This is a genomic window from Pseudoalteromonas luteoviolacea CPMOR-1 (assembly GCF_001625685.1).
Lineage (GTDB): Bacteria > Pseudomonadota > Gammaproteobacteria > Enterobacterales > Alteromonadaceae > Pseudoalteromonas > Pseudoalteromonas luteoviolacea_K.
The window spans coordinates 149,254-163,600 of record NZ_AUYC01000038.1 but is presented as its reverse complement, the minus strand read 5'-3'; the positions used below and the strand labels follow the sequence as shown (position 1 = coordinate 163,600).

The window sequence follows — 14,347 nt, the reverse complement described above, 5'->3', positions numbered from 1 at the left end:
TCTATACCTTAAATGCATCAAGCGCTCTGGCTCTCGCTTCTTTATGTTCAACTATAGGTGCTGTATAACAAGGCCTGCCAACAGCGTTGATATAATCATGTGGAAAATGAATATACTTAGCTGGCACCCATTCTAATTCTTGTACATATTTACGAATAAAAGTTCCATCAGGATCAAACTTTTCACTTTGGGTTATCGGATTAAATATTCTAAAATAAGGTTGTGCGTCGCATCCCGTACTCGCGGCCCATTGCCAACCACCATTATTTGCGGCCAAATCACCGTCGATCAGCTTACTCATGAAGTAAGCTTCACCTTTACGCCAATCAATTAATAAATGTTTAGTTAAAAAGCTCGCAACTATCATTCTCAGTCTATTATGCATCCACCCAGTTTGGTTAAGTTGTCGCATGGCCGCGTCAACAATAGGGTATCCTGTGTTACCTTCACACCATGATGAAAAGGCCTCTTCGTCATCTAGCCACTGAACAGCATTGTATTTTTCATTAAAATTATTGCTTTTGCATAGTTTTGGAAAGATATACATTAAATGACGGTAAAACTCTCTCCAAAGTAATTCATTTATATAAGTAAATGCAGAAGTTTTAGTTCTATATAATACATCCGGCATCCGTTGTTGAATTCGGCCAATTAGATCCGAAGCAGATATAACCCCTAACGCAAGGTAAGGACTCAACCCTGAAGTCCCTTTAATACTCGGCACATCTCGGTATTCACTATATTCGTTTAACTTTTCATCTAAGAACTGCTCGATGACCTGTGAAAGTATATGGTCATCCACAGGCCACTTATCAGAAGCACCATTAGTAACTAACAAGTCTGGAGTTTGCCAAGTAATAGGCTGATTTACTGAGTGAATATACTGACTTATTGGGAAGGTATACTGTGAATACTGCGATAACCATGCTTTTTTAAACGGGGTAAATACCTTAAACATCTCTCCATTTTTAGTAACAACACTACCAGGTGGACAAAGAACGTCACCATCATATAAACGCAGTTCAGCACCGAGTGAAGTGCACAGTTCATCACGGTTTAGCTCATTAATTTCATACTCTCTATTGGCATAAATATGAGTAAAACCATGCTGTGTTATAAATTCTTCAAGTTTACTTGGTAATTGCTGAAAATCTTGTGCATCAATCACATGAAGCTTTATACCTAACTCTGCCAATTGAACACCAAGATAATCAATTCGCCTTTTAACTAAATCAATTTGTATTTTACTGGTATTGTGTATTTGCCATTGTTTTTCACAAACAAAAAACAGCGCCTCAGTGGCGCCGTTGTTAATCGCGTCTTCAAGCGCTTGGTTACCAGATAACCTCAGATCGCGCCTGAACCAAAAAAGTGCTTTGCTCAAATTGAGAACCTTAATTTTAAATCATGTGGATATGGGTCAAAGTACACTTGTTGTTCTAGATAAGACTTAGGATGAACACGCAGGTGATGCTTTAGTAGAGTCAATGGCACATTTAATGGCACAAGTCCCATTCTATATTCATCAATGGCCTCAACCATTTCCGCCTTCTCGATGCTTGATAATTCGTTTTTAAAATAACCTTGTAAATGCGCCAGCGTATTTGCTTGTGCTTTTCTACTTGCGGGCTTTTTCAAAGCCGTCATTAATCCAGAGATATATTGATGCGCCACTTCAAGTGATTCATTAGGATCACCTTCAGCAAGTAAACGTCCAAGCGTTCTGTATGCAGCGTAATTGTGGCTCATAAGCAAATATTTATGTTTGGCATGAAACTCTGTTAACATATGTTTTGTAACGTTTTGTTCCATTAATTCTTGCCAAGACTTATACACAAACACTCTCATAACAAAGTTCTCACGCAAGTGCACATCGTTCAATCTGCCGTTTTCCTCACATGGAAGTAACGGGTTATGACGCATTATCTCAGCGGCGAACGCCCCAACGCCTTCAGCTGTCGCACCAGTGCCTGTGTCGTTATATACTTTCACACGCTCCATGCCACAACTTGGACTTTTGGCGCAAAAAACGAATCCAGACAACTCTTTAGCTTTTGTTTTAGCGATTTTCTTACCGTATTCCGTTAGTTTCGGACCAACATCTTGTGAACCATCAGGTCTACATACTCTAATTGTATCACCATAGCGAACTTGCCTTATGGTCTCACGAGGAACAGGCATACCGATGGCTACTTCAGGGCAAAACTTAACAAACTCTACATGCTTGCTAAACTCATCCATACAAAAATTTGAGCGTTTGTGTCCTTTGTCAAAGCGCACTCTGTCTCCGCCTAGACATGCACTTAATCCGATCTGTATAGGTGTATTAAATTGCATACTTAAATCTCTCCCTAATAAATCAGCTTACCAATAGGATTTAGAAGTTTACTTAACCCTTTGTTAAAATGCAGGGCATTGTCGACTAGCGTAAAGCACAAACAGCCTTCTTCAGTTTTAGGAGTATGATTATGTCGCCCATCTAACATGATAAAATCACCGGGCACATATTTCCCACTCTCGTCTTCAAATGTCCCATCTAAAAGTAATGTTAGCTCAAAACCAGTATGTGTGTGTTCTGGGATCTCTCCACCAGGCTTTATGTGAAGTAAACTGCTTCGCATTGGGCCTTCATCAAGCTCAAAACGGGCGCGAGATACCTTTCCAGCATTAATAAAACTGCCTAACTTCAACGCTGCAATGGCTCTTGGCAGTTGTACTGACTTATCTTGATAATCGAACATTTTTGCTTCATGACGAACAACTTGTGCATCAACGTCAAGCGACGTAATATCACTTAACATCGCATCAAATAGTAAATCGTCCTCTGTCGACAAGGCATCATCATGGTCATCGCTCATGACTGATTGACTATTAAAAAACTGCTCTGCTTGTTTCGCTTCAATCGATTCAACTTCACATTTACATTTGTCGCAAAGTTCAATATGAGCAGCAATGGCGACGCTTAAACCTACAGGTAACTCCCCGGCAAGGTGCTTGTGCATTAACTGCTTAGAGGGATGATACTTAATCATGCTGCTCTCCCAATTCAACTTTTAATTTCTTCAACGCTAAGCGCAGCCTAGATTTTACCGTACCAACTGGGATCCCTAGATGATGTGCAAGTTGTTCTTGTGTCATATCTTCAAAATATACCCCAACCACAACATCTCTTTGTGCCGCTGGCAAGTTTTTGATTTTTTCTTTGAGTTGATTGGTTTGTAGATGGTCTTTGAAACTTTTCTCGCACACTTGCTCATCATGAAACAAGGGCCAAATTTCTTCACTTAAATTATCTTCTCGATTGCTTTTAACTTTTCTAAGCGCATCAAATGATGCGTTTCGCATAATCGTGTATACCCAAGTTGTTGCTGCACCTTTATCTTGGTGGTAAAGCTTAGCCTTTCTCCACACTGATGTCATTGTGTCCTGCACCAACTCCATCGCCATTGCTTCCGAGCCAAATTGCTTGATACCGAAACGCTTTATTTTCGGTGCGAAATAAGAAAACAAATATGCGTACGCTTTTTTATCCGCATCATTTGCAACTTTAACTAATGCTTGAGTTAACTGCTCTGAAGGGGTTTCTTGCATCCCTTGGTTTATACCTTTTTTTGTGCGGCAATCACTTGATTGCTCTAAACTAACCATAATGTAACACTCTCAGCCAGTAACATAGTAGACTATACGGCATACTTTGACATTAAGATCACTCTTGTTCGTCAAAAACTTCGAACAAAACACCTGCAACCGCTTGATACGTTCGACAGCTTTGAATTTTTTGCTTTTGAGTCAACGTGAGCGGCAATAGCTCCAGCCATCTGGCTGCGACCCAAATCGGATCCGCATAATTTTTCTTCTTGTACAAGTCATTAAGTTCAGTGTTCACCACAAATAAATCTCTCAACAAGTCAGCCAAGCGTTCATGATAAACAAAGCTCTCGCTACCAAGCTCCCACAATGGCTTATCGACAGTCTCACACGAACCATACTTTAAGTTCATATCGTCAACAGTTACATCCGAGATCAATACTCGGTGCCGAGCGTATACGTCTATAAGTAACTGACCACCACTGTCTTGTGAAAAGTCAACAATTTCAACAAAGACACCTTCTCTCGATACGTCTGTCGCAGACGTTTTATCGCTGTGACACAACACAAAGCCACTATGCTCTTTCATGGCCATTTTAACCATGTGCAAATAGCGAGGCTCAAATATGCGTAACCGTGTGTAACCCTGCGGTAAAATATATACTGATAAAGGAAAAAGTGCTCGTTTCATATTAACTTAGTTGTGATAATCTCTAAGTCTATTTACGCCAACATGTTCTAAACCGATCAACCCAATTTCCGAAATTATCTCGATGCTTTCTTATCAAGATATTAATTAACGCCACAAATATTTTTGTAGAGATATTTTTCCATTAAGCAGCACTACCCCCTCTGCTTGAAGCTTAAAAGACTGAGCATTAAACTTCTCACTGCCTGTTGGAAAAGAGATTTTTCCCTGACTGTTAATCACCCTGTGCCAAGGTAAAGTACTGTCATTAGGCAAATGCTTCAATAGGTAGCCCACTGAACGCGCATGCTTTGGTGCGCCTGCAAGCTTTGCTATTTGCCCATAAGTAGCCACACTCCCTTTAGGAATAGCGCCTATAAGTGTGTATACATTTTGTTTGAATTCATCGTTCACGATATTTTTTACCTAAGTCTTTAAATCCTTCCCATAAATACTGTGCAACAGAACCATGATGCGGTAACTGTCTTCTAAACGCATGGATATCGACAGTAAACTGATCTTGCCTATCTGATACCCGTATTTGTTCAAGCAATCCTTGTTCTAGCTCTTTCTCACAGTGGTTTAATGTCACAATCGCAAAACCAAGCCCCTGTAATAAAAACATCTTGATTGTTGCAATGTCATCAAGTTTCATGACACTGCGACTTTTTGAGTACTCTAGGCGGTCGCTATCAAACTCAAATCCACTCTCTGTCATCGCTAAACAAGGGTACTGATTTAACGCTTCGAATGTCAGTTTACTCGGCAACAAACCTTTTTTAGCAACCAGGCCCAACTTTACTTCACCAATAGCGACAGACTCTAAGTCACCGGTTGCATGAAACAAATTAAACCAAGGTCCGACTCCGATATCTGATAGACCTTGATTCACTCTATCGAGTGCAACAAAACGCTTACCGCTGGTGATTTCAAACGCTGTAGACGGGAATTGCCTAAACGTACGTTTAATAAGCTCATTACAGTTGTAGTCATAACTCATTGCTTCATAGCAAATATTAAACTTAGGCTCGTTTCCTTGAGCAAAATCTGCAGCCATTGATTTAAGGTTTTCATGATGCTCAATCAACTTTACCGCTTCTTTATAAAAACGCTGTCCCTGCTCTGTGAGCTTAATTCTATAGTCTTCTCTAGTAACCAAGGGAAATCCCAACTCGGTACTTAGCCTTTTTAACGCTTGCGTTACCGCGGGTTGTGTTTTGTATAGACGTTTGGCCGCATCATTGAGACTTTGAGAATGCGCAACCACATGGAGCACTTCTAAATCCGACAACTTCATAAATTTTATTTATTAAAACTCTAATTATTTATAATTTTTATTTTAGTACTATTTTATATATCCTGCACTACATTATCTTAGGAGTCATATATTTCGGAGTAACTTAAGTGTTTAAACGCGTACTCGTATTATCTTCCGCACTTTTACTTAGTGCTTGCCAAGATGAAGTTATCCAATCACCAAATCGAGACTTAGTTAGACCAGTCAAACTGCATACGGTCAGCGATCCAGCTGCGGCAGCAATAAGACATTTCCCTGCCGAAGTTGTCGCAAATCAAGGTTCATACCTCGCATTTCGTGTCAACGGTGAGCTTATCGACTTTCCAATTTTAGCGGGCCAAGAAGTGAAAAAGGGTCAACTACTGGCGAAATTAGATCCTGAAGACTTTGAACTACAATTCCAACAACGCAAAGCCCAATATGAGCTCGCTACATTACAGCTAAACCGTATTGAATCGTTGTTTAACAAGTCAACAGCGAGTAAAGCTGAATATGATCAAGCTCTCGCCAATAAGCAAGTCACTGAATCTGCATACAGAATTGCACAAACAAATCTACAAAATAGTGAACTACGCGCACCATTTGATGGTACAGTTGCGAAAGTATTTGTCAAAAATTTTGAAAATGTTATTGCCAAACAAAACATCCTCAGACTGGAAACCCGTGATCGCATGGATGTTGTCATTCAAGTACCAGAGAAACTTGTTGCCCGTGTAAACAAAGATTTAGACTACCACCCAACCGTTGTTTTCGATGGTTTTCCTGATAAATCATACTCGTTAACCATCAAAGAGTGGGACACTCAAGCAGATCCAGTTACTTTGACATATAAAGTCGTATTTTCACTTCCAATCCCGGAAGATTTCAATTTGTTCGCTGGTATGACAGGCCATGTGTATATCGACCCTAGCAAAGTCATGAACTTACAAAAGCGCGCGTTGCTAGTACCTAACGAAGCAGTTTTCTCAGCTCAGGATGAACAAATAGACAATAATCACTACGTTTGGGTGTATAACACGGATACAAATACAGTCAACAAACGTCGTATAACGCTGGGTGAAATGAGAGCGTCGAGTATTGAAGTTTTAGATGGACTTAAAGCAGGTGAAATTGTGGTAGCCGCTGGCGTGCATCACCTCAAAGAAAACTTGAAAGTGAGGCCTTGGACAAAAGAGCGAGGCTTATAATTATGAGCTTAGCGAGTTGGTCTATTGAAAATAAAGTCATTAGTGCAATGTTTGCTGTGCTGCTATTTGCAGCAGGTGGTATTTCATACTTTGGCCTCGGCCAATTGGAAGATCCAGAGTTTACATTAAAAAAAGCCATGGTGATCACAGCCTACCCTGGCGCATCGCCACAGCAAGTAGAAGAGGAAGTCACCTACCCCATTGAAAATGCAATACAGAGCTTGCCGTACGTTGATTATGTCACCTCAATTTCTTCGCCAGGTAAGTCTCAGATTTCAGTTGAAATGAAAAGTACCTACCGTAAAGAGGATCTCAAACAAATATGGGACGAGTTAAGACGCAAAATTAATGACCTTACACCACAACTGCCATCTGGTGTACAACCGCCCACAATTATGGATGATTTTGCTGACGTATACGGTATGTTATATGGCGTTACTGGCACTGGTTATACGTATGATGAGCTCAAAGACTATGTCGATTTTTTACGTCGTGAGCTTGTATTAGTAGATGGTGTCAGTAAGGTCACAGTGGCAGGTGAACAACAAGCTCAAGTCATTGTCGAAATCTCGACCCAAAAGATGTCGCAGTTAGGGATTTCTCCTAATCATATTTTCTCATTACTCAAAACGCAAAACACTGTATCGAATGCCGGTAAAATTCGCGTAGGCAACGAATCAATTCGCCTACACCCTACAGGTGAATTTTCAAATGTATCTGAGCTCGAGAATTTACTAATATCTCAACCAGGTGCTAGAGAACTGATCTATTTAGGCGATGTTGCTACGGTCTCAAGAGAATACCAAGAAGTACCGAACCACATTACTCGCTTTAATAATGATAGGGCTTTATTGGTCGGTATTTCATTCACTTCCGGCGTCAACGTAGTTGATGTGGGCGTAGCAATTAAAAAGCGCCTTGCAGAATTAGAATATCAGAAGCCTTATGGCATAGAAGTGAATAGTGTTTACAATCAACCCGCTGAAGTTAAGAAGTCAGTGGATGGCTTCATCGTGAGTTTATTAGAAGCCGTAGCAATTGTTATCATTGTATTGCTCATTTTTATGGGTGTAAAAAGCGGTATCTTAATCGGCGGTATACTCCTCCTAACTGTTTTAGGCACTTTCATTTTTATGAAGTTGTTTGCTATCGATCTGCAGAGGATCTCACTGGGTGCTTTAATCATCGCATTAGGTATGTTGGTAGATAATGCCATTGTAATAACAGAAGGTATTTTGATTAACTTAAAACGCGGTCAAACGAAAGTGAAAGCGGCGGTTAATATTGTCGAGCAAACCAAATGGCCACTATTGGGGGCAACCGTGATTGGTATTACAGCATTTGCACCAATTGGATTGAGCTCAGATGCCAGTGGTGAGTTTGCAGGTTCATTATTTTGGGTGCTATTTATCTCACTGCTACTTAGCTGGGTAACCGCCATTACACTCACTCCTTTCTTTGCAAACATGCTTTTTAAAGAAGAGATTAAATCCGGTAGTAACGAACAGCAAAACGATCCTTATAAAGGGGTTATTTTTACCGCTTATAAAACATTACTCGCATTTAGCTTACGTAATAGGTGGGCTACGGTGGTCTTCATGGTTATTTTGCTTGGCAGCGCAATCGTTGGTTTTAAGTCAGTGAAGCAATCCTTTTTCCCAGCATCAAACACGCCAATGTTCTATGTTGATTATTGGAACTACCAAGGTGCAGATATCCGCGCGACTTCAGACAATGTTAAAAAGCTAGAAACATTCCTAAGACAGCATGATGCGGTAACAGACGTCACAGCAACAATTGGTCAAGGTGCGCCAAGGTTTATGCTCACATACAGCCCTGAAAAGCAATATGACGCGTATGGGCAGCTCATTATCCGAGTAAAAACACGTGAAGATGTCACTGACATGATAGCAAAGGTCCGTGCTTTTTCCGGAGAAAATGAACTGGATGGACAACTGAAAATAAAGCGTATGGAGATAGGCCCTTCAACGGATGCTAAAATCGAAGCGCGCTTCTCAGGTCCTGATCCTGTGGTTTTACGCCAATTGGCAGCTGAAGCTAAAGCAATTTTAGAAAATGATCCTGGCGCGCACAGTATAAAAGACGATTGGCGTCAACGAAGCAAAGTGCTTCAGCCCGTATTTAATGAACAAAAAGCACGTCGTTTAGGGATCAGCAAAACCGATCTAGACCAGTTACTGCTGACTAGCATCTCTGGTAAACAAGTTGGGCTATACCGTGATGGTACACAAATGTTACCTATCGTCGCACGTTCTCCTGAAATAGAAAGGTACAGTGTTGAGAACTTGCAGGACTTACAAGTATTTAGCCCTGTACTCAATGTATACGTGCCGGTAAGCCAAATCGTAGATAAATTTGAAGTTGTCTGGGAAGACAGCTTGATCATGCGTCGAGACCGAAAGCGCACTATCACGGTCATGGCTGACCATGATGTGATTGGCAACGAAACACCTGCCAAACTCTTTGCCCGAATAAAAGCAGATATTGAATCCATTGAGCTCCCTGTTGGCTACAAAATGGAATGGGGCGGCGAGTATGAGTCTTCGTCTAAAGCGAAAACAGCCATCTTTGGCTCACTTCCTCTGGGCTATTTAAGTATGTTTATGATCACAGTGCTACTGTTTAACTCAGTTAAAAAGCCGTTAGTCATATGGAGTACTGTACCACTGGCCATTATTGGTGTAACAGCCGGGCTAGTTACTTTTCAAGCCCCATTTAGTTTTATGGCACTACTTGGATTGCTAAGTCTTTCTGGCATGTTAATAAAAAATGGAATTGTACTGATGGACCAAATAAACCTTGAAATCGACAGTGGTAAGACGCCTTATCAAGCCGTTTTTGATTCTGGGGTAAGCCGTGTAAGGCCTGTATCAATGGCTGCCATCACGACGATATTAGGTATGATCCCACTGCTATTTGATGTGTTCTTTAAATCAATGGCAGTAACAATTATGTTTGGGCTTGGTTTTGCCACAATCTTAACCTTAATTGTTATACCGGTTGTTTATTGTTTGGCTTTCAAAATTAAAGCGCCAGAAAGCGCTCGATAACAAATTAAAAATGGCCGCAATTGCGGCCATTTTTATCTTTTCAGTGAAAGTGTCCCTTTAACACGCTCCGGCTTTTTAGCTGATCTTCTTTTCGGTTTGTCTGGCCGTGCTTGATTACTCTTATGCTGACTACGTGGCTTATCTGATGAACTACGATTTTGATTAGATGAATCTTTTGGCCTTATTCTTTTTTTATTATCAACCGATGCTTCTTCCGTTTTAGAAGAACCTTCTATAGAAGCATTGATCTCTGACATTTCCTTTTCGCTTAAGTGACGCCACTCACCTGCTCTCAGCCCATTAAGGTTCACGTTCATGATCCTCACTCGCTTCAGCGTCTGAACTTCGTAACCAAAATATTCACACATTCTACGGATCTGTCTGTTTAGCCCTTGTGTAAGCGTGATTGTGAACTTTTTAGGCCCAGTTTTTTTAACAAAACATTTTTTTGTCACAGTGCCAAGAATTGGTACACCTGAACGCATGCCATGAATAAACTTATCATCAATGACTTTATCAACAGTAACGATGTATTCCTTTTCGTGATTGTTGCCAGCACGCAAAATTTTATTAACGATGTCACCTTCGTTGGTTAAAAAGATCAGTCCTTCAGAAGGCCTGTCCAATCTGCCAATAGGAAAAATACGTTCAGGATAATTAATTGCGTTAACGATATTACTTTTTATTTTTCGCTCAGTGGTGCATGTCACGCCAACAGGCTTATTGTAAGCGATATAAACGCGTTTCGGCTTGGATTTTAAAGGCTTATTATCTACCAAAATATTATCTGCATCAGTGACCTTTAAGCCCATTTCGGCAATCTGGCCATTCACAGACACGCGGCCTTCACTGATGAGTGTATCTGCTTCTCTGCGGCTACAAAATCCAGTTTCACTGATATACTTATTTAATCGTTTTGGTGTATCCACGCCATTCTCAATGTTCTAAAAAACGCTGATTGTATAATGATTCCAACTTAAAATGAATCAGAACACTCAAGTACACGTCACTTTATTACCAAAGAAGACGTGACTTTAGCTAAAGAAAGACTTAATTTTGCGTTTGCCTCAACTGCTCAGGCGAAAAGTTATATGACTTCGATGTTGAATCCAAAATGCTTAAATCCTTATAATTGAGCTTAGACCAATCAGGGGAAGAAGAAATCCACAGGTATTCATCGACATTATCACTTGTAATTGCAGATAGGTGGAAAGTAATTGCATTGTTTTCTAGCCAATATTTCGCCCCATGATGAAAGTCAAAAAGAGAAACAAGTGCCCAGCCCCCCATCATGAAATGCCCGCCCACTGAAGCCGTTAGTGTGCCTTGTTCAATGAGTCCTAAACTATCAGGCAACCAATCAAATCCCCCAATTGCCACTTTATCGGCGTTATTTTTTACCAATTGTCTGACTGCTGTTTGCGCCCCCATGGCCATTAAATCTGAAGCGCTCCAAATAATGTGAGTTTGAGGGTAACGCTTAAATAGACGTTTTGTTTTTGAGTAAGCTTGCTCTTTTGACCAACTGGCATGCACCGTTTGTTGAAGGTTTATGTTATGCTCTTTGAAGTAATCTGCTGCACCTTGATTTCGTTTATCTGACTCGCTTCCATAATGCCCATTGATTGCCAAGCCATTGACCTGTCCCTTATGTCCATCAGCAAGCACTTTTTGGTGTAAGGATTTTGCCAAATCATAACCTGCTTGATAATTATCAAAGTATATCTCTCCCAACCAATGCTCAAAACGCTTTTTGGGGAACCCTATTTCTTCTTTCTCAAGTCCGGTAATGGTTTGTTCAAGCGTTATAAACTTAATGCCATAATTATTAAGCATTGTGAGCGTCTGTTCTGCTCCACCAGGGTATAGCATTAATATGACATAGTCAGGGCTCGCTCTATAATCGAGGTACTTTTTAAGCTCAGCCAATTGAATGTGACGATTACCATCACCATAAATCACATCAATGTTAACATCTAGCTGAGCTGCCGCTTTTTCTGTGATCTTTTGAACTTTCCCCCAAAAGGGCTCTCCTTCTAAAGAAGGGTTAACAAACAGCACAGAGAAATTACTTTTGGCTTGTGACACATATGAAAACACCAGCGTGAGTATGAAGCAAAACACTTTTATCAACGACATTTAATACTCTCTTCTGTTTAAATAGGCCCGACAGTGACCAACGAACCACTCCGCTGGGCCCTTCAATGACATTCGCCAAAGACACCACACTAATGCTAATTGTAGGATAGTAAAGCTTATAAATAGTAAAAAATAGTCCGTATGCGTGAAATAAATCTTCCATGTAGGAAAAGCAAACTGAAAAAGCCATACACCTAGCACGGACTGCATCAGATATAGTGATAGAGAGTTTTTGCCTGCATGTGAGAGAAGAGATGCCCGAAAAACTATACTGTTACGGTAATGAAGTACAATGCAGACGACAGCAACACTTAAAGGAATGGCAAATAACCAGTTCAATAACTCATATATCAGTCGATACTCTGCTGAGAACAACGCTCGAGCAATACTAGAGCTAATCACCGATATTGGCATCAATAGGAATAGACAGAGCCCTACTGGTACAACAGCTTTGAATTGCCAATAGGCCCGATAGAGCAATACTCCAATTAACATTAAACCAAAGACATACCAAAGCGTAATCGTAGGAAGTAACACCAGCATCGATAAATAATTTTCAAAGTTAAACGCTAGGAGCCCTAAAACACTAAATCCAACTTCATCCAAATCAAGTTGGTAACTATTCGTTGTTTCTCCCCCCTGATAAATTAATAAAATGAGGATTCCGATTGGAATTAAGATGCTGCAAACGGCAAGCTTCATCAAAATACGGGTGTCTAGTTTAATGACAGATAACACGAGCAAACCAGAAAGTGCATAATTGAGCAAAATATCCCCCGGCCACACTACAAAACCATGAATACAGCCAATCGCGCCTAAGATGAAAAGACGACTTTTAATTTCAGCCCCCCTGCTCTCCTTGTGTTTTGCATAGACCAAGCACAGTGAAAGTCCAAATAAAATGCTAAAAACAGTTCTAAACTTACCATGCGCAAAAACATCAACTAAGTAACTGATAAGCTCATCACTCCACTGAGAGCTTGGAGCAACACTGCCGGAAGTAAAATTCGACATGTACATCAAGTTGGTGAGAGGCAAGCCGAGCACGGCAACCCCTCTAATAAAGTCAATCGGCTCTATTCTGCACATTAATAGACGTGGTCACGGTACATATCAGCCCAGTTTACAGCCTGTGCATGAAAATCTGGCAGGTTCTCATCTGAAATATTCAGCATAGTGCATGCCTCTTGCATCGCCCACCAGCTCCCACTTTCATAAGCTTTAACTGTATTTAATATATAATATAGCGTGTTGGGCTCTCCAACCAATGCGTCTCTGAGCACCTCAGGAAAGGGCAATCTCTCAACGACGACATCCATTGGTTTATCTAAAATCGCATCAAGCAAAGAAAACAAGCCTGTTAAAAAACTCATACTGGCAAGTGACGGCGCTACTTGCCTACTCAATAACTCACAAAACCTAGAGCGAACAATACTTAATCGCGTCAACTCGGTTGGTTTGGTTTCAGCTACATGCGCAGTCATAATCAAGTTTACAAATTTAATTATCCGTTCATGGCCAAGATATACCAACGCTTGTTTCAGAGACTCAATTCGGTTTTTAATCGGAAATACACCAGAGTTAATTAACCTAAGCAGCTTATATGCTAAAGCTGTATCTTGAGCAAAAAGTTCAGCGATTCGAGGTATATTCATATTAGGTTTTAATGCTTCTGCGTATATAAGCATTACTATCGCGTAATTTATCTCAATGTCGTTTTGCGCGATCATGGTCGGTTTCGCAAAGAAATATCCCTGAAAAAAACTAAATCCCATTTTTTTTGCAGTGATAAACTCTTCTTCCGTCTCAACCTTTTCGGCTAATAATTTTAAGTTTTTACGTTTTTTAAGCTGCTCAACCAATGGTCTTATTTGTTCCAACGGCGTTTCAACCAGATCAAATTTGACCAGACGGGCCAGTTTTAAGAATGGCTCCCACTCTTTCGAATAGTTAAAATCATCTAATGCCAAGCGATAGTTACTGTGAAATAACTGTCTGACTTTTTCATAATTTTCGCTTGTTGGAGCAATCGTCTCTAGCAACTCCAAAATAACATCATCGGCGGGTAAAAATCGTGCAAGCTCCTGATTTAAAGAATCTTCTCCAATATTTATTAGTGCTTTTTTCCCTGAAGTCAAATAACGCGTTCCAAGATTTAGTTGGTTGTCCATTATTAACTTAGCTGTAGCAGCATTTTCAGCGACATTAGGAAAGCTGTTTTTTGTGCCATCACGAAACAATAGCTCATAAGCTACTACGTGCTTTTTGCGATTAAAAATGGCTTGTCGAGCCACAAACACTTTCAAATCATCGCTCCTAGCTATACTGTATAAATAACAGTACTTTTGTTTTATGCTTTTTTATTATTTTAACCCGA

At 40.4% G+C, this 14,347-nt stretch carries 13 protein-coding genes; 2 read left to right on the top strand and 11 right to left on the bottom strand.

Annotation, left to right across the window (positions count from 1 at the left end):
- Position 1: 1 nt before the first annotated feature.
- From phrB to N473_RS17120, 7 genes are all read right to left on the bottom strand, one after another.
- Entirely contained in the window at positions 2 to 1,384 is a 1,383-nt protein-coding gene (gene phrB / locus N473_RS17150; protein ID WP_063368987.1) for a deoxyribodipyrimidine photo-lyase, read from the bottom strand.
- Positions 1,381 to 2,337, bottom strand: a complete 957-nt coding sequence (locus N473_RS17145) for a YbgA family protein (RefSeq protein WP_063368986.1) — start codon at positions 2,335 to 2,337, stop codon at positions 1,381 to 1,383. Before N473_RS17145 ends, phrB begins: the two co-directional genes overlap by 4 nt.
- A 14-nt stretch (positions 2,338 to 2,351) precedes the next feature.
- Complete coding sequence (locus N473_RS17140) at positions 2,352 to 3,032, bottom strand: ChrR family anti-sigma-E factor (protein ID WP_063368985.1); 681 nt, start codon at positions 3,030 to 3,032, stop codon at positions 2,352 to 2,354.
- Positions 3,025 to 3,648 carry a sigma-70 family RNA polymerase sigma factor gene (locus N473_RS17135; protein WP_063368984.1) on the bottom strand — a complete coding sequence of 208 codons (624 nt, stop codon included), beginning with the start codon at positions 3,646 to 3,648 and terminating at the stop codon, positions 3,025 to 3,027. Before N473_RS17135 ends, N473_RS17140 begins: the two co-directional genes overlap by 8 nt.
- 58 nt (positions 3,649 to 3,706) lie before the next feature.
- A complete protein-coding gene (locus tag N473_RS17130; RefSeq protein WP_063368983.1) occupies positions 3,707 to 4,279 on the bottom strand; it encodes an LON peptidase substrate-binding domain-containing protein in 573 nt (190 codons plus the stop codon).
- A 105-nt stretch (positions 4,280 to 4,384) separates the two neighbouring features.
- Complete coding sequence (locus N473_RS17125; protein ID WP_063368982.1) at positions 4,385 to 4,690, bottom strand: MGMT family protein; 306 nt, start codon at positions 4,688 to 4,690, stop codon at positions 4,385 to 4,387.
- A complete protein-coding gene (locus tag N473_RS17120) occupies positions 4,680 to 5,573 on the bottom strand; it encodes a LysR family transcriptional regulator (protein ID WP_063368981.1) in 894 nt (297 codons plus the stop codon). Before N473_RS17120 ends, N473_RS17125 begins: the two co-directional genes overlap by 11 nt.
- A 107-nt stretch (positions 5,574 to 5,680) precedes the next feature.
- On the opposite strand from N473_RS17120, the gene N473_RS17115 reads away from it, so the two are divergent.
- Entirely contained in the window at positions 5,681 to 6,760 is a 1,080-nt protein-coding gene (locus N473_RS17115) for an efflux RND transporter periplasmic adaptor subunit (protein WP_063368980.1), read from the top strand.
- A gap of 2 nt (positions 6,761 to 6,762) precedes the next feature.
- Positions 6,763 to 9,831 carry an efflux RND transporter permease subunit gene (locus tag N473_RS17110; RefSeq protein ID WP_063368979.1) on the top strand — a complete coding sequence of 1,023 codons (3,069 nt, stop codon included), beginning with the start codon at positions 6,763 to 6,765 and terminating at the stop codon, positions 9,829 to 9,831.
- A 32-nt stretch (positions 9,832 to 9,863) separates the two neighbouring features.
- Here N473_RS17110 and rluF read toward each other — a convergent pair whose 3' ends face one another.
- From rluF to N473_RS17090, 4 genes are all read right to left on the bottom strand, one after another.
- The gene (rluF, locus tag N473_RS17105) at positions 9,864 to 10,760 is read right to left on the bottom strand and encodes a 23S rRNA pseudouridine(2604) synthase RluF (protein WP_063368978.1); all 897 of its coding nucleotides are present in this window, start codon (positions 10,758 to 10,760) and stop codon (positions 9,864 to 9,866) included.
- Between the two features lie 121 nt (positions 10,761 to 10,881).
- Entirely contained in the window at positions 10,882 to 11,970 is a 1,089-nt protein-coding gene (locus tag N473_RS17100) for an ABC transporter substrate-binding protein (protein WP_063368977.1), read from the bottom strand.
- Complete coding sequence (locus tag N473_RS17095) at positions 11,971 to 13,059, bottom strand: DUF418 domain-containing protein (protein ID WP_063368976.1); 1,089 nt, start codon at positions 13,057 to 13,059, stop codon at positions 11,971 to 11,973. It lies immediately after the preceding gene.
- Positions 13,059 to 14,276, bottom strand: coding sequence for an EAL and HDOD domain-containing protein (locus tag N473_RS17090; RefSeq protein ID WP_039610341.1), 1,218 nt, complete (start codon positions 14,274 to 14,276; stop codon positions 13,059 to 13,061). Before N473_RS17090 ends, N473_RS17095 begins: the two co-directional genes overlap by 1 nt.
- Between the last annotated feature and the right edge of the window lie 71 nt (positions 14,277 to 14,347).

Excerpts from the sequence above, each read along its gene's own strand:
- N473_RS17110 (WP_063368979.1), top strand. The coding sequence starts at position 6,763 with ATGAGCTTAGCGAGTTGGTCTATTGAAAATAAAGTCATTAGTGCAATG.
- N473_RS17130 (WP_063368983.1), bottom strand. The coding sequence starts at position 4,279 with ATGAAACGAGCACTTTTTCCTTTATCAGTATATATTTTACCGCAGGGT.
- N473_RS17100 (WP_063368977.1), bottom strand. The coding sequence starts at position 11,970 with ATGTCGTTGATAAAAGTGTTTTGCTTCATACTCACGCTGGTGTTTTCA.
- N473_RS17140 (WP_063368985.1), bottom strand. The coding sequence starts at position 3,032 with ATGATTAAGTATCATCCCTCTAAGCAGTTAATGCACAAGCACCTTGCC.
- N473_RS17145 (WP_063368986.1), bottom strand. The coding sequence starts at position 2,337 with ATGCAATTTAATACACCTATACAGATCGGATTAAGTGCATGTCTAGGC.
- N473_RS17120 (WP_063368981.1), bottom strand. The coding sequence starts at position 5,573 with ATGAAGTTGTCGGATTTAGAAGTGCTCCATGTGGTTGCGCATTCTCAA.
- N473_RS17135 (WP_063368984.1), bottom strand. The coding sequence starts at position 3,648 with ATGGTTAGTTTAGAGCAATCAAGTGATTGCCGCACAAAAAAAGGTATA.
- N473_RS17095 (WP_063368976.1), bottom strand. The coding sequence starts at position 13,059 with ATGTGCAGAATAGAGCCGATTGACTTTATTAGAGGGGTTGCCGTGCTC.